The following is a 22,341-nucleotide window of genomic DNA, read 5'->3' as shown; positions in this document are numbered from 1 at the left end:
GTTCATGCCAGGGATAAAAAATTGGCATTTGACAATCAAGTGCACACTATTGAGTTCTCAAGGACCAGACACTCCCCGTACCGACCAAACCAATGGCCCTCCGAAAAGCAGTCCAACAACCAAAACCAAACGATTCCAGTTAACCGCAAGCGAATCAACCAGGCCAGCGATGCTGCCCGGCTGCGTTGCGGCGACAAGGGAATACATTACGCCGATCCACACCCCAGCGCAAACCCAGACCACATCCCGGGCGTGTCTTCAGCACTCAGCTCCGGGGATCCGCACAAAGACGCCTGAACCGCAGCAATGCGAGCAACAGTATGAGCTGATAGCCAGAGGCAACACCGCGCCGTAAATACAGAAAAGGCCTCAACATTACTGTCGAGGCCTTACGGAGCCGCCTACCGGAATCGAACCGGTGACCTATTCTTTACGAGGGAATCGCTCTACCAACTGAGCTAAGGCGGCTTGGCACAGATTGCTCTGTACACAAGCGACAACTATAGCAGGTTCCGGGTGCGTGATCGCACGTCGGTGATGCCGAAAATTCACAGCACAAGGCGTGCATATGCGACACGCCACGAGGCGAACCCAACGTTGGGTCACACTCGTGGCGTGTGCAGATGAACTATTCGGTGCAGAGTGGGTCTTGTGCGGGGACCGTGCCCTCGACGAGGAACTCATCAATCACACGAGAGGCGCAGCTACTCGTCCCGTATGCGGTGTGCCCTTCACCCTTGAACGTCACCAGGACTCCACTCTCAAGCTGATCGGCCAGAGCTTCCGCCCACAGGTAGGGCGTAGCAGGATCGCCTGTCGTGCCGATCACCAAAATGGGGTTCGCGCCCTTGGCACTCACCGGTTCTCGGTTTTCGGTTGAGTCGCCTGGCCAATCAGCACAGAATGTTCCACCGTAGGTCTGGAAACGACCGATGGTTGGCGCTAGCTTTTCGAGTTCTGCAGCTTCTGCCCGCATGGACTCCACGTCAGCGTCAGTCGGATAGTCAAGGCAGTTAATTGCCCAGGATGCGACCGTCGAATTGTCCAGGTATGAGCCATCAGCGTCACGGCTGTAATACGAATCGGCAAGGGCGAGTGCGATGTCTGGGTCTCCCTGCGGAATAGCTTGGAAGAGCATGTCAAGGTACGACCAGTTGTCTTGGTTGTAGAGCGGCGTGATGATCGCGGTGAGCAAGGTACTTGATCCGACGTACCGGCCATCTGAAGCTTGCAACGGCTCCGCATCAACCTGATCGAGCATGTCACCGATCTGCTTCATCGCTTCATCTACGGTTCCGGTGAAAGGGCAGTCACTCCGGGTAAGGCAGTCCGTGACGTATGCCCGCAACGCAAGTTCGAAGCCCTTCGTCTGTTCGCGGATCATCTCGCGCTCAGTCACCTGTGGGTCAATCGCGCCATCAAGCACGAGACGACCAGCATTTTCAGGGAATCGATCTGCGTACCGAGCGCCGATGTAGGTGCCGTAGGAGTAACCAAGATAGTTCAGCTGCTCGTCCCCCACGATGGCACGCATCATGTCGAGATCTTGCACAGTCTCATCGGTGCTCACGTACTTGATGAGATCGCCCGAGTTTTTCTCACAGGCCTCAGCGATCGTACGCGCACTCTCTTCGGAGGCCTGCAGCCATTCATCGCTGCCACGCTTCAGATTAATGGAGTCGTCAAAGCCAAACAATTGCTCGTCAAGTTCGGCATCAGTGAAGCAATCGATCGCGCTGGAGTTGCCGACGCCGCGGGGATCCCATCCGATGATGTCGTAGTTCTTGAGCAAAACGTCATCAAGCCCGTTGGTGCCTGCGTATCGAGCGTATTCGACTCCTGATGCGCCAGGGCCGCCCGGGTTAATGAACAAGCTGCCGAGGGGATTGGAACCCGTAGCCGGCTTGCGGATCATCGCAAGCTCAATTGGTTCACTCTCCAGATCGTTCCAGTTCAATGGGGCCAACACGGTCGCACACTGGAAACCGTCACCGCAGTTGCGCCAGTCAGGCTCCTGCGACTGATACCCCGCAAGCGTCTGCTCGACGTCACCCTTCGGAGGAGCAAAATCACTCGAGCCTGGCTTCTGCTGCACAACTGGCTGGCCAAATCCACCGCTGATGAGCAAAGCAATAAGCCCCGCAATCAGCAGGCCAACGACCACCGTGACGATCAGGCGGAAGCGCTTACTCTTCTGCCGAACGATGTCTTCGGCGTTATCGATCTCACTCACTTGTGTACCTTTCAGCGGGCGTCGTTAACGAAGTTATGAATCATCACGATCCGGGCGAACAGGGCTTCCATGACAAGTCCCGGAGTGATCTGTCGCATGAGCCGTTCACGGGCGTTACTGACAGCGTCGAGTGCTTGCAGTGTCTGCTCAGGGGTCCAGCGATCAGCAAGGTCGGAAATAGCTCGGCTGAACTCAAGGTTGATGAGGTCTCGCTCATCGACAGAAGCCAGCGCGGTCATCAGCACATCACGGTAGAGCGAGGACAGGTCAGTAAGGACGCGATCGAGTCCGTCACGCAGGCTGCGCTTTCGACGACGCTCCTGTTCTTCTTCGAGCGCCTTGATCTGTGATCGTAGACGCGGCGGAATTGCCGCACCGGGCGCGAGGCCAAGCCCACGCATGGCTTCCTCACGTTCGCGCGCGTCAAGCCGATCCATCAGCGCATCTGCGTCAGCCTGCGCAATTTTTGCAAGCGAGGCGGCAACTCCCATTGCGTCGCCAAGTGTTCGCACTCCAAGTGCCGCCTGAATTGAATCTTGGCGACGAGCGAGCGCTTCATCGTCAGAGGCGAGTCGCCTGGCCATACCAACGTGGCTCTGTGCTAAACGGGCAGCTTGTGCCGCGCGTTCGGGCGAGACGCCGTCACGGGACTGCAACAGTTGCGCGACATCCTCCACACCAGGTGTGACAAGCCGGAGCGCACGGGTACGTGAGCGAATCGTCGGGAGGAGGTCTGCCTCACTCGGTGCGCACAGCACCCAGATCGTTCGCTCGGGTGGTTCTTCGATAGCCTTCAGCAGCACGTTCGAGGTGTGCTCTGGCATGCGATCCGCGTCTTCAATAACAATGACGCGATAGCGCCCCTCACTCGGTGCATAGTGAGCGGTCGTGACTATTTCGCGAGCGGCATCGATCTTGATGATCGCGGCCTGAGTCGTCAATACCCCAAGATCAGGATGCGTGTGCGCCTGAACCTGCGCGTACACCCGGCCACGATCAGCCTCGGTACGGGCGATCAACGCAGCAGCAAACCGGTACGCAAGATTCGAGCGGCCAGAGCCCGCAGGGCCAGTAATCAGCCACGCGTGCGCAGGCGCAGCCGCCCCTGGCTCGTATGAAGCAGCGCGATCAAGCATTTCAACGGCCACGGGCTGCCCGACGATTTCAGACCAGAATCCCATGCTCGCAAGGCTACCGGTGGCCACTGACAATGTGTGGTTCTTGCTGAAAATTAGTGCAGATCAACGTATCCGGATTCGCCTCGTTCGCACAGTGCTGCGCCCGCACTGAGCTCGGCAGCGAGTGCCTCCAATGCGGCAACTTCGTGCGCGGCCACTGCAAATCGCTGCGTTACATCGGCGCCATAGGTTGCCTCGCCAACTGCATACCCGCGACGGCGAGCTTCAGACTCAATTTGTGCTGCGACGTCGTAGCCAGTGATCACTGAAACTTCGTGGCGCAGTCCGCGTTGCACGCGCTTCGATACGAGCACGGCGTCCGCTACGGAAGCCCGATACGCGCGGGTAAGTCCGCCTGCACCGAGCAGAATGCCGCCAAAGTATCGGGTCACAACTGCCACCACGTCACTCAGACCTGATGACGTGAGCGCATCGAGCATGGGCGCGCCTGCAGTGCCACTCGGCTCCCCATCATCGTTGGAACGTTGCACACGACCGTCATGTCCGAGCACAAACGCCGAGCAGTGATGGCGTGCCCGCGGATGCTCTGCCCGCACCACAGCGATCACTTCGCGCGCGGCCGCTTCGCTATCGACTCGTTCAAGCCTGGTTAAGAACCGAGACCGCGAGATTTCCACCTCGGTATCGACGCGTCCCGCGATCGTCTCGTATTCTTCGGCCATACCTCTATTCTGCCCGCTACGATCAAGAGCTATGGAACCACAGCGTCAAGACGTCCCGCGCGGAGCCCCTTCAGGGCCAACCTCGGTGCGCGCTGATGCGTGGATCTGGGCGGCTCGTCTCGCGAAGACCCGTAGCCAGGCCACTGCAGCGTGCAAAGCTGGACACGTTCGCGTAAATGATTCGTCAGCAAAGCCAGCGCAGGCCGTCAAGGTGGGCGACACTGTTCGCGTACGTCTGCACGGCCTCGAAAAGGTGTACGTGGTGCGGGGCCTGGGGATCCGCCGTGGAAGCGCGACAGAAGCTGCCACCCTCTTCGAAGATCATTCGCCACCCCCTCCCCCGCGCGAGGAACGACCCGCGGCCGTGGTACGAGATCGCGGCGCCGGGCGCCCGACGAAGCGGGACCGCCGCGACATTGATCGGCTGCGTGGGCGCGATAGCGACTCGTTCGATCCCTTGGGCTTCTAGCCACCCGATTCGGCGGCTTTACCTTCTGATTCTCAGGGCGCGGATCACCCCAGCCCGACCGGGTACCCTTACTGCGTGGATATTTCGGCACTCAGCGCGCAGGCTTCGGCAACCTCGATTGTGCTGAGTCGCGCCGAGTGGACTGCTCGCGAAGCCGCACACGAAGCGCGCGCAGATGCCTTTTCCGCTGACCATCGTGCGCGCAGGCTCGCAGGCAAGAAGCACCCCATCGAGGACTTCCTTTGGACGTACTACTCCTACAAACCTGCAGACCTACGTCGGTGGCATCCCGGAGCTGGCGTTGTTCTCGAAGGAGCTGCTGACGTCGCACCGAGCAAGGCCTTTGAAGGGCCCGGGTCAACGATCCCTGTCCCGGCACGCTCGGAGTGGCGTTACTACCGGACGGCAAACGGCTCGGATTTAACGGTTGATCTGCCCGCGTTCTTTGCGAAGCGCGCAACTTCGGTGGATTTCATCGCGGATCTTCTCGAGAAGACAATCGAACGGCCTCCTCATTTCGCCTGCTTTGGACTGCATGAATGGGCGATGGTGTACAAACTCACTCCTGAGCAAATCCGTCACGCCGGTCTTCCGCTGAGGATTGGCCACGAGGCCACAGATGCAGTTGTGGAAAGCAATCCCATTTCTTGTAGCCATTTCGACGCCTACCGTTTCTTTACCCCAGACGCACGACCTCTCAATCGACTTACGCCAACTCGGGCTGAACAAATCAACGACGAGCAGGCCGGTTGCCTACATGCTGGCATGGACGTGTACAAGTGGGTAACAAAGCTCGGGCCGATCATGCCTGGTGAACTGTTGCTCGATGCGTTTGAGCTGGCCCGCGATATCCGGACCGTTGACATGCAAGCGTCACCTTATGACGTGAGCGGTTTCGATCTTCCCGCGATCCCAATCGAGACCCCTGACGGTAAGCGCGAGTACGCTCACCGCCAGAGAGCCTTCACCGATCGAGGTAACGCATTACGCGTTCGCGTCATCCAAGCGATTGCGACTGCACGAGCCTCGTAGGCGAGTGAACGGGCAATCGCCTAGCTAATCTTTGGTGGTTTTCCTTTCTTGATTGAGAGTTTGCGACGGACCTGACCAGCATTTGCGGCAGCGATTCCGCCAGCTAGTGTCACAGCCGCTACAGTCACGGCTACTGGGTTCACAAGTGAGACGACCTCGGAGTCTTTGAGTTCTACCTCCTCGACCATCCTGTTCTCCGAGTCCGTTGACCGATCTGCTGAGCCTGGGGTCGGTTCTGGCGATACCGTTCGCTGTTTGGTTTCAACTGGGCTTGTTGCCGGCACGACCCTTGCAGCCGGCGCTTTTGGAGCTTCGATGTACCAAGTGCGTGTCGGCACAACGTTCATCTCGCCAAGAGGCGACTGAATGGGCTTACGTTGAGCATGTTCCTTCGCTGTCTCTGTTTTCATGTCATTCTCAGGGCTACCGGGCTGATCGTCAGAGTCTGCCGGCAGCTCGGGTCGATCAGAATCTCCAGGAGGTCCTGGCTCGGTCGGAGGACCAGGAGGGCCAGGAGGGCCAGGAGGCTCAGGAGGATCTGGATCCCCCGAAGGACCAGGAGGCTCCGGCGGATCAGGATCCCCCGAAGGACCAGGAGGCTCCGGCGGATCAGGATCCCCCGAAGGACCAGGAGGCTCCGGCGGATCAGGATCCCCCGAAGGACCAGGAGGCTCCGGCGGATCAGGATCCCCCGAAGGACCAGGAGGCTCCGGCGGATCAGGATCCCCCGAAGGACCAGGAGGCTCCGGCGGATCAGGATCCCCCGAAGGACCAGGAGGCTCCGGCGGATCAGGATCCCCCGAAGGACCAGGAGGCTCCGGCGGCTCCGGAGGCTCAGGCGGCTTCGGCGGCTCCGGCGGCTCAGGCGGCTCCGGCGGCTCAGGCGGCTCCGGCGGCTCAGGCGGCTCCGGAGGCTCAGGAGGCTCAGGAGGCTCCGGAGGCTCCGGAGGCTCAGGCGGCTTCGGCGGATCAGGGTCTTTCGGTGGTGCTGGCTTCACAAGGTCAAAGGAGACCACCGACACACCAGCTGGGTTCACCACTTCTTGATCAAGAATGTGTTGTTCAATGAAGAATTCGTTCTTGCCGTATGACAGGTTAGGGATGGTAACTGGGGCCCACACGCCTTCGGGATTGACAATTCGCCGCCAGATGATCGTGCGTTCTGCGTTGTAAATACCAATCAAGGAACCCGGTGTCGCACGCCCGCTCATGGTCACCGTACGGGCCGTTGGGTCCAGCGCGTCGAGGTTGATCGTTGCAAGTTCAGCTACTTTGACTTTCAGCCGGGCTGTCGAGGTCTTACCTTTGACGGTTTGTGTCGCCACAACATCGACCTCGTCACCCCACGCCAAGGGATGCTTGAATCGGTAGAACCAGTACCCATCACGCTCGACCCAAACTGTCGCCAGCAGCTCATCGGTAGCACCGTTTCTCAGAGTCAGATCGTTGCGCCCAATTGCCCTGCCGTAAATGAGCGGTGTTTGGGTCACGCTCACTGTCGACTGACCCAGAATCTCGACGTAATTGATGGGGAATGGCGTTTGGATGAAGTGGTAGCTCCTCCCACCCCACACGATGTCATGAGAACCCGACCTCGGGCCGAGATACTTTCCGCGGTATTTCCCGTCTTTCGCGACGAAGCCAAACTGCGTCCAAGTGGCACCAACGCGCACCGTGGTGACGAGTTGGCAGGTGCCCTCGCCAACCGGGATCCATCGCAAGCCATTTACGGCATCTGGTTGTTCAGCTGCCAGGCACCATTGTTCACCCGTGTCAGTTTGGTAGAGAATGTCTGCGGTGTTTCCCAAGTTGGGGATTCGGAAGAGCCCGCGGTCACTCCCCATACTGCTGTTTGCAATCAGCCCGGTAGCCGTTGTACCACTCATTCCCCATTCACCAATGGTCGTGTAGAGGTAGCCTTCCCACGCTTGCGCGGGCCCACTCGAATACAAATTGGCTGATGCACCAAGCACTACCGCACTGGCAATGACTGCGACTGCCCGCGATGCCGACCGTTTGCGCGGCCTGACAGAAAACCTTACGGCTGAATTGTTCAAGGCGTTCACCATTTCTGAAAATTGGTAAGAATGCCCCCCTCAATGAACCCTAAAACCCCAGGGAAAAATAGTCCAGTTTCCTGTGGATGGTGACCAATTCTGTACTGGGTGAGTGCTCGATATTTTGATCCGGTGCAGACAAAAGTGCCCGGCTCCAAACGGAACCGGGCACCTCAGTAAGCGAGCGCTACGCGCCAAACACGTTACTCACCGCGCGAAATGTTGGTCATCTCATCGCGAGGAACCACCTTGATACGGGTACGGCCCGCAGCCTCACCGAGCGCGAGCTCGTGGGCGTCGAGGCGGTGCCAACCGTCGATGGTGGTGAAGGGGACGTTGCGTGACTCAAGCAGGGCAGGGATCGCGTCAGTGTCGGTCGCCTCGGGCGACCACAGGTTTGCCTGATCCGCGATCAGGCATTCGAGGGTCTCCATAGCGTCGGACTTCGTATGGCCGATGAGACCAATCGGACCACGCTTGATCCAGCCGGTCGCGTAGACGCCGGGAATCTGCTCGCCGGTGGTGTCGAGGACACGACCCTTGTCATTGGGAATAACACCGCGCTCTTCGCTGAAGGGGATCTCGTCGAGCGGCGAACCGAAGTAACCAATCGCGCGGTACAGCGACTGCATCGGGATGGTTTCGAACTCGCCGGTGTCGATGACTCCGCCGTTGCCGTCGGGTGCGGTGCGCTCGATCTTGAGGCCGGTGACGCGGCCTTCCTCGGTGACGACCGCGACGGGCTTCGACCAGAAGTGCATGTGCAGACGGCGCGATGCGGGAGCGATGTCGCCAGCCTCGCGTTCCTTCTGCTCAGCGCGCCACTTGTCCATGATGCGGGTCATCACGATGACCTGCTTGTTCTTCATGAGGGTCTCGTCAGCGTACGCATCTTCGCGATCGAAGTCCGCCTCGTTGATGACCATGTCGACGTCGCGAACCTCGCCGAGCTCGCGGAGCTCGAGCGGCGTGAACTTGACGTACTTGGGGCCGCGGCGACCGAACAGGTGGAGTTCCTGGATCGGGCTTGCCTTGAGCCCCTCGTACACGTTCTCGGGGATCTCGGTCGGCAGCAGGTCATCTGCGTGCTTGATGAGCATGCGCGAGACATCGAGCGCGACGTTGCCGTTGCCGATGACGCCAACGCTCTGTGCTTCGAGGGGCCAGGTGCGGGGCACATCGGGGTGACCGTCGAACCAGCTCACGAAGTCAGCTGCGCCGTAAGAACCTTCAGCATCGATACCCGGGATGTTGAGATTTGCATCGCGGATCGCGCCGGTCGAGAAGATGACCGCGTTGTAGTGCTTCTTCAGGTCGTCAAGGGTGACGTCAACGCCGTAGCGGACATTGCCGAAGTAGCGAATCGAACCCGAATCGAGCACGTCTCGCAACGCGGTGATGATGCCCTTGATACGGGGGTGATCAGGCGAGACACCGTAACGGACAAGGCCGTAGGGTGCGGGGAGCTGTTCGAACAGATCCACCTCGACATCGAAGTCGCGCTCAGCCTTCAGCAGCAGGTCTGCCGCGTAAATGCCTGCGGGACCCGCGCCGACAATTGCAACACGCATCTTTTCCATAGGTACTTATCCCTCTCGGGTCACGATCGAATCGGCGAGCTCCACGAGCGCCTGCTTGACGGCAGACTTCGGGAGCACGTCGAGTGCGGTGACAGCATCGTTTGCCCACTTGCGGGCGGTAGCTTCGGTTTCCAGCGTGACCTCGTGGTTGCGGAGTGCTTCAACCTCGGGGTCCAGAACTGCGGGATCCGCGCCACCTGCAATCGCTTCGACACCTGCGTCGATGCGCTGCAAGAGAGCCGCGTCAGCTTCATTGCCTTGTGCCGCGCGCTCGCGCAGCAGCAACAGGGGCAAGGTGACTACGCCCGCGCGAAGGTCGGTACCGGCGCGCTTGCCGGTCTGTTCCTTCTTCGGGGAGAGATCGATGACGTCGTCGATGAGCTGGAAGGCAACGCCGATCCGCTCACCATACTCAGTAACTGCCTCGATGACCTCGGAGCTTGCGCCGCCGAACATTGCGCCCATACGCGCAGCGGTCGAAATGAGGGCACCGGTCTTGTCTGCAAGCACCTGGATGTAGTGCGCGATCTCGTCGTCTTCCGGCTGCGGGCCGACAGTTTCGTGCAGCTGGCCAAGGCAGAGGCGCTCAAACGTGCGTGCCTGCAGCAGAATCGCGTCTTCACCCATGCCCGATACGAGCGTCGAAGCGCGTGCGAAGAGCAAGTCGCCCGCAAGGATCGCGACCGAGTTCGACCAGACGATCTGTGCTGCGGGGACACCGCGGCGCAGCTTTGCATCGTCCATGACATCGTCGTGGTACAGCGATGCGAGGTGCGTCATTTCAACGGCCTGCGCAGCGCGGCGTACGAGTTCGTTCGGGCCATCGCCCAGCTGGCTTGCGAGCACCGTAAGAACGGGGCGGATCCGCTTGCCGCCAGCCTCAGAAAGGTAGCGTGCGGGCGCGTCAGCAATGGGCGACGCGAACGTGAGGTGCTCGTTCAGGCCGACCTCGATGAGGTCGAGCTGCTCGCGCATCTTCTTCTCGAAGCGGCGCTCGTGCGCGCTCCGGAACATGCGCATCGGCAGCGCCTGAGTAGTCGTGTCAGCGACGATCGGATCGGTCACTCTGCATCTCCTGACTCGGGGCTCTCGGTGGGCGCCTCGTACGGCACGAAGCCGCGGTGGAGCGCGACGATACCGAAGGTGAGGTTGCGGTAGCCGACGCGCTCGAGGCCGGCCTCGCGGAGCCACTTCGCGAGATCCTCCTGCGTAGGCCACTGCTCGATCGACTCATTGAGGTACTCATACGCAGCTGCAGCGCTGCGGTTGATGAGACCCGCAACGCGGGGCAGAATCTGACGACCGTAAATGCCATAGCCGAGGCGGATGAGGCCGTTGGTCGGGCGCGAGAACTCAGCAATCACGATGCGGCCGCCCGGCTTCACCACGCGGGTCATCTCGGCGATGGCCTTCTTCGGATCTTGTACGTTACGGAGACCGTATGAAATGGTCGCCGCGTCGAAAGAGTTATCTTCGAACGGAAGGTCCGTCGCGTCTGCCCACTGGAACTCGATGAGCTCATTGCCTGCCTGGCGGCGGCGGCCCTCCGCGAGCATGCCCTCAGAGAAATCAGCTGCGACGACGTGTGCACCGCGCGCCGCGAAAGATGCAGAGGAGGTACCGGTGCCTGCCGCAAGATCGAGCAGACGCATGCCGGTGTGCGGCGCAACCGCTTCCGTCGTCATGTGGCGCCAATAGCGGTCACTGCCGAACGTCAAAACATCGTTAATGAGGTCATACTTCGTGGAGACGTCATCGAACATAGCGGAGACGTCTGCGGCGGCCTTAGTCGCGGTATCTGGGCGAGTCACCCCACCATGCTAGCCCGTTCCACTGACATGAACTCTCATATAGTGACGCACTTGCAGCGCGCCACTATCTTTCCCAGTCGACCGCGATAGATTAGTGGTGTGCCTGAGTCGTCTGTCCCGCAGCTTCGCTCGGTGACGCGACCACTACTCACAGACGGCGAACTTCCTGAGTTGTTGGCTTTCGCTGACCCGCAGCAGCCCCTGTACTGGAACCGCGGTGACCGCGGAGCCGTGGGAATTGGTGAGGCGATCCGCCTCGAGTTCAGCGGCGCTCACAGGTTCACCGAAGCCTCGCGCATGTGGCGGCGGATCGCAGCTGCCGCCAACATTGAAAACCATGTTGGCCTGCCCGGCACTGGGCTCCTCGCGTTTGGCACGTTCGCGTTCGACGCGCGCAGCGAGCACGTCAGCGTGCTGATTGTGCCGCGTTCGATCATTGGTCGATCCGGTAACGAGATGTGGCGCACCGAGGTGAGCGTTGCTGACGCTGGCACTGGTGCTGCCTCTGACACCGGCACCCCTGTGAGCAACGCTGAAGCTCCAGTGGCGACGCCGTTCGCCGCATGGGAAGCCATCGAACTTGACTCTCCCGAAGCATTCGCTGCCGCAACCGGTTGTGTCCCGAAGTCACCCTGCACCGTCGCCGGGTACACCGCGGGTGTCGTTGAATCCGTGCGTCGCATCGATGCTGGCGATTTGGAGAAGGTCGTACTTTCACGGCAGCTGGAAGGGCGGATCGCGGCAGACGCCGACATCCGGACCCCCCTCGCACGCCTGAGCGCCGAATACCTCAACTGTTGGACCTTCGCCATCGACGGTCTCGTCGGCTCGAGCCCTGAGACGCTCGCCCGCGTCATCAACGGCAAATTTGAAGCCCGTGTGCTCGCAGGGACGAGGCCTCGCACGGGTCTCACCGAGGTTGCCGATCAGGCGGTGCGTGCAGAACTCCTCGCGAGCGACAAGGATCAACACGAGCACGCCTTTGCCGCGCAGAGTGTGGTGACGACGTTGAGCCCGCACCTCACGGAACTCACCACGAGCGAAGCACCCTTCGCTCTGCAGCTGCCAAATGTGTGGCACCTCGCGACCGACGTGCGCGCGCAGCTCGCAGAAGACGTGACGACGCTGGAGCTGGTCGCGGCGATGCACCCGACTGCAGCGATCGGCGGCACCCCGACTGCCGAGGCTGTCGAGGTCATTCACGAGCTCGAACAGTTCGATCGAGGTCGTTACTCTGGCGCGGTCGGTTGGATCGACGGTAACGGCGATGGCGAATGGGTCATCGCGCTCCGTTGTGCTCAATTGGGCGGAGCCGTTGACGGCACCCGGTCTATCGTGGCGAGTGCCGGCGGCGGACTCGTCGCAGGCTCAGACCCTGAGCACGAATTGCTTGAGACCGTCTCGAAGTTCCGGCCAATTACGACCGCGTTCGGTGCCTAGCGATGCCTAGCGGCACAAGGTAAGGCATTGCCGAAGCTGCGTCCTCAGTGACAGCAGCTGCCACCGATGCCCGTTAGCGCGAGAGCGCTACCTCGACGAATACTCGGCCGGTGACTGGCTCGGCGAGCACCGTCTCAAGCTGCTGCTGCGTCTCGACGAGCACATGCTGCCAACCTGCAGCGGTGGCGAGGGCGGCGATGTTCACCGTCTGCGGCGTGAACATGACGCGCTCGTACGCTGACCGCTCAGCAGAACTGGCAACCTCGAGGCCGTCAAAGATCGTGCCACCACCGTCATTGCCGAGGATGATCTGCATGCGAGGAACCCGCTCCCCCGCTGGCGCGAAGAGCGAGGAGGCATCGTGCAACAGCGCGATATCGCCAATGAGCAACCGTGTCACGCTGTCTGGAATTACAGACTGGCTCGCGAAGGCGATGCCCGCGGTGGTTGCGATCGTTCCGTCGATGCCTGCAAGACCCCGATTCGAACGTACGTCAACTGCGCGTGGTTCTGCGACGCCGTCGAGCACACGCACGAGGCGCGAGGCCGCAAGCATGAGGCGATCTGTCGGTGCTGTGGAGTTCCACACCGCTGCGACAAGCGAGCGGCGCGACGGCGCAGCGCCTGCGTCGATGGCGGGAAGTGCGTTGGCGTGAGCGCGATCCGCCGTCTGCCATGCGGCAAGCCAGGTCGCGTTGGCAGCCCGATCGTAGCCGGGGGCAACGCGAGCATGGCGAACGATGCGCGCAGACCGAACTGGATCGTAGTGATCAGTATCAACGTGCGGATCAACCACGATCGCCTCAACGTCAGCGCGACCAACGAGGGCGCCAATTTGGCGCGTAAGAGTGGGGTGGCCGAAAACGATTGCGCGATTCACGGAACCACCGAGCGAATGCTGATCAATCAGCGCCGCGTAGGCCACGATCGCTTCTTCACCTTCGCGGCAGCCACTCACAACCTCACCGAGGAGCGGGAGCCCAGCAGCACGAGCAAAGTCGGTTGCCTCGGTGCCTGCTGCGGCGCCGGCGATCACCACGGTGCGCGCATCTGAGCCAGCAGTATGCTCGGCCTCGAGCGTAAAGGTGTTGATCGTTGCGGTTCCGAATGCTGCTGCCGCGACGTTGCGAGCGTCGAGGGCGCGGATCGTGCGGGCTTCCGCCCCTTCCTCAGCTGCAGCAGCGAAGCCACCGGCGATCATCGATTCGAAGCCTGCCGTGCCGGAGAGTGGCTCCCGGAACTGCAGGTTCAACTGCACGGGGCCGGCGGGCTGGCCACCGGCATGGCCAAGCGCTGCTGCGAACGCGTCGCGTGCGAGCTCGTCAGGGTCTTCTGCGAGCTGCGCTTCTGGCGGTGCGACATCGCGTGAAAGCCGCGCTGCCGGACCAAACATGTCGTGCTGGGTCGTGGTCTGGCTTGCACGAACGCCACGCTTGTCAGCCGGGCGATCTGCACTCAGCGCAATGAATGGGACTCGCCCCTCATGCGCCTCGAGCGCGGCGGGGAGGAGGTTCGCAACCGCGGTTCCGCTCGTCACAACCACGGGAGCAGGGAGTCCCGTCTCGCGAGAAAGACCGAGCGCGAAAAAGGCTGCGGCCCGTTCGTCATGCCGTACATGGAGGCGGATCGCGCCAGCCTGTTCTGCGTCAGCCGCTGCAAGCGCGAGCGCCTGCGAACGAGAACCTGGGCAGACGACGACGTCTTGCACTCCGCGGCGAATCAGACCAGCGAGGAGTTCAACAGCAAAAATCGAAGATGGAGCGGGGGCAGCGGGCGCGGAACTTGCGCTCATCAGCGACGCGAACCGTTCTCAGGGTCAGCGTTATCAGCCGGGTTCTTGGGGTCTTCGCCAGTTTCCGACTGAGGCTGCGGGTCTGATGTGGGCTTCGCTTCACTGCTAGGCGTAGCGCTCTTCTGCGCATCGTGCGAGTGGTCAGTGTGATCGGTTGCACCCTCACCAGGGAACACCTCGTTGTCGAGAGCACGGAGCTGCGCTTCAAGGTCGTTCAACACACTCTTCTCCTGTTCGGAGAGTGTTGGTCCAGTGAAGCGTGGGTCGTCGTCAGGGGCCAAGACCTTTGTCTGCGCAGTTTTGCCCTTACCGACGATCAGCCAGAGCACCGCACCGATGACGGGGAGGAGAACGATCAGGATGATCCAAACTGGCTTCGCGACGCCGCGGGCACGCTTGGCATCGGTCATCGCCGCATCAACCAATGCGAAGAGTGTGAATGCAACGGCGAGTACGACGCCTACGATCAAGAACCGAACCATGACCCCATGCTACTCGGGTGTGCTGGGCGATGTCCGAGCACACTTCGTGCCTGTGGATAGGGATTTCCGCTGGCCTGAGGGTTGTCTTCAGCGTGCGCCGGTACACTTGCCGTTCGTGACCGAAAACCGTAGCAATCGCAAAGCATGGCTGACCTACACTCTCCTGCGTCTGGCGTTCTTCTTCGTCCCGCTAGTAGTGCTGTACCTCATTGGCCTTGGCCCCTGGTGGTCAGCCGGATTCGCGACGCTGATTGGCGTCGCACTGTCGATTCTTCTCTTGTCGAAGCCGCGCGAGCAGGCATCCGAGAGCATCTACGACTGGCGCAACCGCGACCGCACCGCTGACGACATCATTGAGGATGACATTCTCGACGAGCCGGGTTCGGCAGCGGCAGCTGCGGCAGCGGCTGAGGCTTCACCGGCGGCTGCTGAGGCAGAGCCCGCGACTGAGACCGATGCGCCTGAGACGCCCGAAGCTCGCGCATAAGCTTCAAAAGAACGGAAGGCGCCCGGTAGTGGTTCACTACCGGGCGCCTTTTACTTTGCTATCGCGGCCGTGCCGCGACGCGGGCTCGCTTCGCTCGACCTCTCGAGATGACCTCGTTCTGCCGAGATGCACACTTTCCGACCACAGGAACGAGTGATCTCGGCAGAAGCGGGCGCTTTCGCGGGTTGGCGGTTCTAGGCCGCTGAGGCGGGGAAGCTCACTGTTTAGAACCCGAAAGCGTAGCCGAGCCCGACGCCGTAGAACAGCGCTGCGAAGCTTGTGAGCTGCAGCACGAGAATGAGCTCTTTCGGAGTCTTCGCGGTCAGCACGATGATAATCGCTGGACCAACCAGTACAAGTACGAAGAACACGAACAGCATGCCCGGGTAGAAGATCAGGAAGATCGCGGGAACAAGCAATGGCAGTACTACGCACGCGATGAAGAGTGCCTTTGACCAGCCTGCGCCGATCCGCACAGAGAGCGTGTTCTTGCCAGCAAGTCGGTCAGTCGGGATATCGCGAAGGTTGTTCACGACCAGCACGGCGACCGCGAAGAAGCCGATACCGGCGCCAGCGAACCATGCTTCCTGCGGGACGATGTCGCTCTGCAGCCACACGGTGCCCACTGTTGCTACCAGGCCGAAGAAGATGAAGACCATGATCTCGCCGAGACCCATGTAGCCGTACGGCTTCTTACCGCCGGTGTAGAACCAGGCGGCTACGATCGCGATGAGGCCGACTGCGAGGAACCACCAGCGGCCGCTGATGACCACCGCGGCGAGGCCAGCAACCGCTGACAGCCCGAAGAACACGAGTGCCGTGATGAGCACGTGCTTGGGATTGACGAGTCCAGATCCAGTCAGGCGAGCCGGGCCGACTCGATACTCGTCGGTGCCGCGCACGCCGTCCGAGTAATCGTTCGAGTAGTTCACACCGATTTGCAGGAACACTGCGACCACGAGCGCAAGGATCGAAAGCGGCCAGGAGAACGCCTGCAGCATGTTCGCGATGCCTGCGCCGGCTACGACGGGTGCGACCGCGAGGGGCAAGGTGCGCAGACGCGCACCCCCGACCCAGTTGCGCCAAGTGATGCGGGGCGGAGCACCCGCAGCAACCTGTCGCTCAGCCGCAGCACGGGCTGCCGGATTGCCAGACTTGAGCTTATTCTGCGCCTGGTGCTGCGATTCGCGAGCCTGGTTCATCGAGCGTCTCCTGAGTTCGAGTCGAGGTTTTCAAGTGCGGTGAGGTCCTGATCCGCGAGCCATTCTGCGATCGCGCGCAGGTTTGGCTTGCCACCCGCGAGCCGCGGCATGGCTGCAATTCCCACTGCCCACTCGGGCACCGCTGCCGGGCCGAGCGCGCTGTGAACTGAGGCGCGGATCGCCTCAAAGTCTTCGCGGTCAGTGCCCGCGGGCGCCTCCACGACGAGCACGGGACGGTCGCCCCACTCGTTCGCGGGAACACCGATTGCGCCTGTGGACAACGCTACTGCGCTCCCCCAGCCGCTGTGCTCGCGGACCACGCGCTCGACCTCGTCGAGCGACACGTTGATGCCACCACTGATGAGCACGCGATCGATGCGACCTGTGACGGTCAGCATCCCGCCGAGCAGCTCACCTGCGTCGCCGGTGCGGTACCAGCGGACGAGCTCACCGGAACGGTTCACTTCTTCAATGAAGCGGTCATCGGTGAGCTCTGCGTCGCCGATGTAACCGAGCGCCAGGCACGAGCCGGAGAGCTGGACTTCGCCTTGGCGGATCCGCACCCCCGTGTCACCGATCTCGACGCCGTCGTAGACGCATCCGCCGCTGGTTTCGGTCATGCCATAGCTGCGGCGGATCTTCACGCCGAGGTTGTACGCGCGCGTGCGAAGGTCGAGCGACAGCGCCTGACCGCCGACGAGCACGGTATCGAAGCGGCGAAGGGTGTCTGCCGCGTCTTCGTCAGTCTCAGCCAGGTCGAGCAGGCGTTCGAGCTGCACGGGAACGACCGAAACGTAACGGCGATCGTGGTCCATGGTCTCTGCCGCAGCAAGCAGCGCTCCTGGGTCGCCAGCTTCGTCACAGAACACCGGGTCGATACCGGCGGCCGCGCTTCGAACGAGCATCTGCAGTCCCGAAATAAGGTGGCCGGGAAGGGTAATAAGCCACTGACCGGGCCCACCAAACACGGCGTGGGTCGCTTCTGCACTTGCAAGGAGCGACGCGGCAGAAAGCGCGACTGCCTTCGGAACACCGCTTGAGCCCGAGGTACGCACGACGACCGCGGTGCCCGCGGGGAGTTCGGCGGCGCGCAGCTTGTCGACAGCCTGCTCATCGATGCCCGGGCCGACCGGCAGTACCGGGGCTCCGCCCTGCAGGGCATCGCCGAGCGCGGCGATTAGCCAAGCTCGGTCATCTACGGGAATCGCGCGAAGCGTCTGCGAAGAAGTCACCCGTTAATCGTACCCGGGGTGGCTTATTTCGGGGTTAGCCCTTTCCCAGCCGGGAATTCTGCCTTTGCTTCGGCGCGAACCCTGCGAAACCGGGGGTTTCTGTCGAGATTGGGGCTTTCTTGCGCAAGAAAGGGCCTCGTTCGGGAGAACGGGGCCCTTTCGAGGGGTTGAGACGCTTGCGAGGCTAGCGCGAACTCAACTCTTAGTAGTGGTACGGGAACGCCGACCAGTCAGGGTCGCGCTTCTCGAGGAACGAGTCGCGGCCCTCAACAGCTTCGTCAGTACCGTAGGCGAGGCGCGTGGTCTCACCAGCGAAGAGCTGCTGACCGACGATGCCATCGTCGACGGCGTTCATCGCATACTTGAGCATGCGGATCGCGGTCGGCGACTTGCCCAGAATCGTGCGCGCCCACTCGATGCCCCTGGTCTCGAGCTCAGCGTGTGGCACAACCTCGTTCACGGCACCGATTTCGCGGGCGCGATCCGCGTCATAGGTCTCAGCGAGGAAGAAGATCTCACGCGCGAACTTCTGGCCGACCTGTCGCGCAAAGTAGGCACTGCCGTACCCAGCGTCAAACGAGCCAACGTCGGCGTCGGTCTGCTTGAACTTCGCGTGCTCTCGGCTCGCAATCGTGAGGTCGCAGACCACGTTGAGCGAGTGGCCGCCACCGGCTGCCCAGCCCGGCACCAGCGCGATGACGACCTTCGGCATAAAGCGGATCAAACGCTGCACCTCAAGGATGTGCAGGCGGCCAGCGCGCGCAGACGCCTCGGGGCCGACCGCGGTCTCGTCTTCCGAGTACTTGTAGCCGTCACGGCCACGGATGCGCTGATCGCCGCCCGAGCAGAACGACCAACCGCCGTCCTTCGCACTCGGACCGTTGCCTGTGAGCAACACAACACCGACGCGGGGATTCACGCGCACGCGATCGAGCGCGTCATACAGCTCGTCAACCGTGCGCGGACGGAACGCATTGCGCACCTCGGGACGGTCGAACGCGATGCGCGCGATGCGGCCGTCGAGGCTCAGGTGCGCGGTGATGTCGGTGTAGCGCTCGGAACCGGGCGCCACCTCCCACACCTCGGGATCGAAGATGTCAGAAACCTTGCGCGCCTGGTTGGGCTGTGAATCCTGCGTCGTCATGTGCCCAGCCTACTTCGCTCATGGCCGCATCAGACAGATATGCACATGCACCGCCCAACGGCCCACCCACCACCGCGACCGCATCGAAGCCTGCATCGACGCTCGCACCCTGACGTGGGAAGATCGCAGTATGACCACTCCGTCTCTCGAAGCGTTACTCACATCTGCGAGCGTGGTTGCAATTCCCACGCGCACGCGGTTCCGCGGAATCACCGTTCGCGAAGCCGTCATCTTCGATGCACCCAATGGCGCGAGTGAGTTTTCCCCGTTCCCGGAGTATGACGACGCCGAGGCCTCGCGCTGGCTGGCTGCCGCACTCGAGTACGGATGGGGCGCGGTGCCCGCACCGTTGCGCACAACAATTCCCGTCAACGCGACCGTTCCCGCGATCGCGGCCGACAGTGTTGCTCACATCTTGGAGCGCTTCCCCGGTTGCACAACCGCCAAGGTCAAGGTGGCTGAACGCGGCCAATCACTCGCGGACGACATCGCTCGCGTCGCCGCCGTGCGGGAGATCATGGGCGATGGGGCGCGGATCCGCATCGACTCAAACTGCGGCTGGTCCGTGAGCGAAGCCCACGAGGCCATCACCAAGCTCGCACCATTCGGGCTCGAATACGCGGAACAGCCAGTCGCAACCGTGCCCGAGCTGGCACAGCTGCGCGAGATGTTGGGCGGATCGGTGCGCATCGCCGCTGATGAAAGCGTGCGCAAGGCAGAGGACCCGCTGGCCGTGGCCCGCGCCGGCGCAGCGGACCTGCTCATTGTGAAGGCGCAGCCGCTCGGCGGGATTGCCTCGGCCCTCGACATCGTTGCGGAGGCTGGGCTTCCGGTGGTGATCTCCAGCGCACTTGACACGTCAATTGGCATTTCCATGGGGCTGCACCTAGCGGCTGCACTTCCCGAGGGAATGCTCGCTGGCGCCTGTGGGCTTGCCACGGTTGCGCTGCTTGATGGTGATGTGGCGGCGGATCCACTGCTGCCTGTAGGCGGTGAACTTCCTGTTCGGCGCCCGGAGGTTGCCCCTGCTGCGCTTGAGAAGTTCCGAGCAGCGCCCGACCGCGAAGCTTGGTGGCTCGAACGCGTGCAGCGCTGCTTCGCGGCGCTGTAGCCCGGCACCCCAGCGCCTCAGCGCATACCATTTCTCGTCACGACGAGCAGCCACGGCCTCCGCGGGCGCTCCTGGACGAACACGCCCGGCAGCTTATCCCCACACGCCCGGGACGTCGGTGCACAACCTGTGCATAACTGTGTATAACTTGGCGAAAAGCTCCCAGGTTTCTCACACGTACCACGAAACGCCCGCGTCCGCCAGAGTCCAAAATCATTGTGACAACTGGCCTAACGCCACCATTGGAATTACACACATGGAGTTATCCACATGTGGATAATTACATGTGTGTAATTCGTAGCAAGGCCTATTTTTCGGCCCTGGTTTGGACCATAATTCCGCTTTCACTGTGGATGACTCGCGCGCAGGTTCGACGCCCAGCTCTCCCCCGCGCGAATGCGCGCCAATAAGAACGGGCCGGCCAACGGCCGGGCTGCATTGTCCACCAACCCCGGTCAGCGAGGGCCAAGGCAACGAAAAGGGCCCGTTCTCACAAAAACAGGGGTTTCATGCGCATGAAACTACCGGTTTCGAGAGAACGGGCCCTTTTCGCGGGGTCAGCGGCGCCGGGGTTGGCGGGCGACGCGGCTGAGCGGCGCGGGAGGTGCCAACGCGGGCGCCCACTACCGCTTCAAGTCGGGGAAGTCTTCCTCGCGCCACTCGCTCTCGATGCGCGTGCCAGCTTCGAAGGCCTCAACCTCGCGCTTGCGCAGTTCAACGCGGCGGATCTTGCCCGAGATCGTCTTCGGCAGCTCGAAGAACTCCACGCGGCGAACGCGCATGTACGGTGGCAACGCCACGCGTGCGTGCGCCAGGATCGCACGCGCGGCTTCGGAATCCCCCGAGACGCCGGGCGCCAGCCCGACGTACGCCTTGGTGACGTTGAGGCGAGTGTCATCGGGTGCGCCAACAACGGCCGCCTCGGCAACGAACTCGTGCTCGATGAGCGCGCTCTCAACTTCGAAGGGCGAGACCTTAAAGTCGCTGGACTTGAAGATGTCATCGGTGCGACCGATAAAGGTCAGCACGCCAGACTCGTCTGCTTCCGCGACGTCGCCGGTGTGGAAGTATCCGCCGGCGGTGGCCTTCGCGGTTGCCTCGGGATTGCCGAAGTAGCCGGGCATGAGGTTCACGGGTCTGCGAGTGGCCGATCCGCCTTCTTCTGCGCCGAGGCGCAAGCAGACTTCACCCTCAGCAGCCGGCTCGCCGGTCATCGGGTCGACGAGTACAACATCGACGCCGGGCAACGGACGGCCCATTGCGCCTGCCACGACGCTGTCGCCTGGCATAGTCGCGATGAGTGCGGTGGTTTCGGTCTGGCCGTATCCGTCGCGGATGGTGAGTCCCCACCACTCCTCGATTCGCGCGATGACCTCGGGATTGAGCGGTTCGCCAGCCGACACGACCTCGCGCAGCGCGGCGGGCTTGTGCTCGAGCTTCTTCTGAATGAGCATGCGCCACACGGTGGGCGGCGCACAGAAGGTGTTCACGCCGACGCGGTCCAGTTCGGCGGCCAGGTGATCCGCGTCGAACTTTGCATAGTTCGCAACAAAGATCGTCGCACCAACGTGCCACGGTCCATAGAAACTCGACCATGCGTGCTTGCCCCAACCGGGCGCGCTGATGACCGAGTGAATGTCGCCGGGGCGCACGCCGATCCACGACATCGTCGTGAGATGGCCGAGCGGGTAGCTCGTGTGCGAGTGCACGACGATCTTGGGCAGGCTCGTGGTTCCCGAAGTGAAGTAGATCAGCGCGGGATCTTCGCTCACGGTCACCCGTGAGATCGGTGCCTGGGACGCGGATCGCGCCTCATCATACGGCGACCAGTCCCAGAGCGCGGCGCGTTGGTTCTTGTCAGCTGCTTCGAAGCCGACGCAGACGCCGCGGTACTTACCGGGAACTGCGGTAAACTTCACTGCGTCTTCGGGGGCAGCGAAGACCCACTTGACCTGGCCGCGAGCGACGCGATCTTCGAGCTCGTGCGAGCCGAGCACGACCGACGTCGGCAGGATGACTGCACCGATCTTCATCGACGCGAGCATGATTTCCCACAGCTCGAGGCGGTTGCCGAGCATAAGCATTGCGACGTCGCCCTTGCGCACACCGATGCTGCGCATCCAGTTCGCGACCTGGTCAGAACGACGCTTCATCTCGGCGAACGAGATCTTCTGCTCGTTGCCGTTCTGCTCTGCGATCCAGAGTGCGATCGCGTCGCCGCCCTCGCTCCCGGGGTCATCGCCGGCCGCGATGACGTCAAAGACGTCAAGTGCCCAGTTGAAGTCTGGCCCAACGTCGGGCCAGACGAACTCTTCGCGAGCGCGCGCGGGATCGCCCGCTAGGGACAGCAGCTGGTCGCGTCCGGCGAAGAATGCAGCGGATGCAGAGGAAAGTGACATGGAGCTCAA

General features: G+C 62.0%; 19 protein-coding genes and 1 tRNA gene. 7 read left to right on the top strand and 13 right to left on the bottom strand.

From position 1 onward, the window contains the following. Window positions 1-297 (top strand): hypothetical protein (locus ICL81_RS11860; RefSeq protein ID WP_215394789.1); only part of this gene is annotated, 297 nt, incomplete at its 5' end. Window positions 298-395: 98 nt separating this feature from the next. Here ICL81_RS11860 and ICL81_RS11065 read toward each other — a convergent pair. The 4 genes from ICL81_RS11065 to ICL81_RS11050 all read right to left on the bottom strand — a co-directional run bounded on the left by ICL81_RS11065 (window position 396) and on the right by ICL81_RS11050 (window position 4,094). Next, window positions 396-468, bottom strand: a tRNA-Thr gene (locus ICL81_RS11065). A 160-nt stretch (window positions 469-628) separates the two neighbouring features. Continuing rightward, a complete protein-coding gene (locus ICL81_RS11060; RefSeq protein WP_353055513.1) occupies window positions 629-2,233 on the bottom strand; it encodes an alpha/beta hydrolase in 1,605 nt (534 codons plus the stop codon). An 11-nt stretch (window positions 2,234-2,244) separates the two neighbouring features. Then, complete coding sequence (locus tag ICL81_RS11055) at window positions 2,245-3,438, bottom strand: DNA polymerase III subunit delta' (protein ID WP_353055512.1); 1,194 nt, start codon at window positions 3,436-3,438, stop codon at window positions 2,245-2,247. Between the two features lie 26 nt (window positions 3,439-3,464). Continuing rightward, a complete protein-coding gene (locus tag ICL81_RS11050; protein ID WP_188034928.1) occupies window positions 3,465-4,094 on the bottom strand; it encodes a YigZ family protein in 630 nt (209 codons plus the stop codon). A gap of 31 nt (window positions 4,095-4,125) precedes the next feature. On the opposite strand from ICL81_RS11050, the gene ICL81_RS11045 reads away from it, so the two are divergent. The 3 genes from ICL81_RS11045 to ICL81_RS11035 all read left to right on the top strand — a co-directional run bounded on the left by ICL81_RS11045 (window position 4,126) and on the right by ICL81_RS11035 (window position 6,664). Then, window positions 4,126-4,563, top strand: a complete 438-nt coding sequence (locus tag ICL81_RS11045; protein ID WP_188034927.1) for an RNA-binding S4 domain-containing protein — start codon at window positions 4,126-4,128, stop codon at window positions 4,561-4,563. 75 nt (window positions 4,564-4,638) lie between these two features. Beyond that, window positions 4,639-5,595 (top strand): 3-methyladenine DNA glycosylase, encoded by a 957-nt coding sequence (locus tag ICL81_RS11040; protein WP_353055511.1) that lies wholly within the window; start codon window positions 4,639-4,641, stop codon window positions 5,593-5,595. A 328-nt stretch (window positions 5,596-5,923) separates the two neighbouring features. Continuing rightward, window positions 5,924-6,664 (top strand): hypothetical protein, encoded by a 741-nt coding sequence (locus ICL81_RS11035; protein ID WP_188034926.1) that lies wholly within the window; start codon window positions 5,924-5,926, stop codon window positions 6,662-6,664. A gap of 1,191 nt (window positions 6,665-7,855) precedes the next feature. Here ICL81_RS11035 and ICL81_RS11030 read toward each other — a convergent pair. The 3 genes from ICL81_RS11030 to ubiE are packed head-to-tail and all read right to left on the bottom strand — an operon-like array spanning window position 7,856 to window position 11,043. Continuing rightward, window positions 7,856-9,232: an FAD-dependent oxidoreductase gene (locus ICL81_RS11030; RefSeq protein ID WP_188034925.1), complete on the bottom strand. Its 1,377-nt coding sequence runs from the start codon at window positions 9,230-9,232 to the stop codon at window positions 7,856-7,858. Window positions 9,233-9,238: 6 nt separating this feature from the next. After that, complete coding sequence (locus ICL81_RS11025) at window positions 9,239-10,252, bottom strand: polyprenyl synthetase family protein (protein WP_188034938.1); 1,014 nt, start codon at window positions 10,250-10,252, stop codon at window positions 9,239-9,241. A gap of 41 nt (window positions 10,253-10,293) precedes the next feature. Further along, window positions 10,294-11,043: a bifunctional demethylmenaquinone methyltransferase/2-methoxy-6-polyprenyl-1,4-benzoquinol methylase UbiE gene (gene ubiE, locus ICL81_RS11020; RefSeq protein WP_188034924.1), complete on the bottom strand. Its 750-nt coding sequence runs from the start codon at window positions 11,041-11,043 to the stop codon at window positions 10,294-10,296. A 99-nt stretch (window positions 11,044-11,142) separates the two neighbouring features. Here ubiE and ICL81_RS11015 point away from each other — a divergent pair, with 99 nt between their 5' ends. Further along, on the top strand, window positions 11,143-12,483 hold the full coding sequence (locus tag ICL81_RS11015; protein ID WP_353055510.1) for an isochorismate synthase: 1,341 nt from the start codon (window positions 11,143-11,145) through the stop codon (window positions 12,481-12,483). A gap of 73 nt (window positions 12,484-12,556) precedes the next feature. On the opposite strand, the gene menD is transcribed toward ICL81_RS11015, so the two are convergent. Further along, a complete protein-coding gene (gene menD / locus ICL81_RS11010; RefSeq protein WP_188034923.1) occupies window positions 12,557-14,275 on the bottom strand; it encodes a 2-succinyl-5-enolpyruvyl-6-hydroxy-3-cyclohexene-1-carboxylic-acid synthase in 1,719 nt (572 codons plus the stop codon). Next, a complete protein-coding gene (locus tag ICL81_RS11005; RefSeq protein WP_188034922.1) occupies window positions 14,275-14,757 on the bottom strand; it encodes a PLD nuclease N-terminal domain-containing protein in 483 nt (160 codons plus the stop codon). The genes menD and ICL81_RS11005 overlap by 1 nt, the downstream gene beginning before the upstream one ends. Window positions 14,758-14,872: 115 nt before the next feature. Between ICL81_RS11005 and ICL81_RS11000 the strand changes: the two genes are divergently transcribed. Then, entirely contained in the window at window positions 14,873-15,244 is a 372-nt protein-coding gene (locus tag ICL81_RS11000) for a DUF4229 domain-containing protein (protein ID WP_188034921.1), read from the top strand. A gap of 224 nt (window positions 15,245-15,468) precedes the next feature. On the opposite strand, the gene ICL81_RS10995 is transcribed toward ICL81_RS11000, so the two are convergent. From ICL81_RS10995 to ICL81_RS10985, 3 genes are all read right to left on the bottom strand, one after another. Then, on the bottom strand, window positions 15,469-16,446 hold the full coding sequence (locus tag ICL81_RS10995; RefSeq protein WP_188034920.1) for a 1,4-dihydroxy-2-naphthoate polyprenyltransferase: 978 nt from the start codon (window positions 16,444-16,446) through the stop codon (window positions 15,469-15,471). Next, a complete protein-coding gene (locus tag ICL81_RS10990; protein ID WP_353055509.1) occupies window positions 16,443-17,678 on the bottom strand; it encodes an AMP-binding protein in 1,236 nt (411 codons plus the stop codon). The genes ICL81_RS10995 and ICL81_RS10990 overlap by 4 nt, the downstream gene beginning before the upstream one ends. A gap of 202 nt (window positions 17,679-17,880) precedes the next feature. Continuing rightward, window positions 17,881-18,822, bottom strand: coding sequence for a 1,4-dihydroxy-2-naphthoyl-CoA synthase (locus ICL81_RS10985; RefSeq protein WP_188034919.1), 942 nt, complete (start codon window positions 18,820-18,822; stop codon window positions 17,881-17,883). A gap of 130 nt (window positions 18,823-18,952) precedes the next feature. On the opposite strand from ICL81_RS10985, the gene ICL81_RS10980 reads away from it, so the two are divergent. Then, on the top strand, window positions 18,953-19,933 hold the full coding sequence (locus tag ICL81_RS10980; protein ID WP_188034918.1) for an o-succinylbenzoate synthase: 981 nt from the start codon (window positions 18,953-18,955) through the stop codon (window positions 19,931-19,933). Between the two features lie 623 nt (window positions 19,934-20,556). Here ICL81_RS10980 and ICL81_RS10975 read toward each other — a convergent pair. Continuing rightward, on the bottom strand, window positions 20,557-22,332 hold the full coding sequence (locus ICL81_RS10975) for an AMP-binding protein (RefSeq protein WP_188034917.1): 1,776 nt from the start codon (window positions 22,330-22,332) through the stop codon (window positions 20,557-20,559). Window positions 22,333-22,341 lie beyond the last annotated feature (9 nt).

The sequence above is a fragment of the Leucobacter sp. cx-328 genome, from assembly GCF_014530035.1.
GTDB lineage: Bacteria > Actinomycetota > Actinomycetes > Actinomycetales > Microbacteriaceae > Leucobacter.
This window is presented reverse-complemented; position numbering and strand designations above follow the sequence as displayed.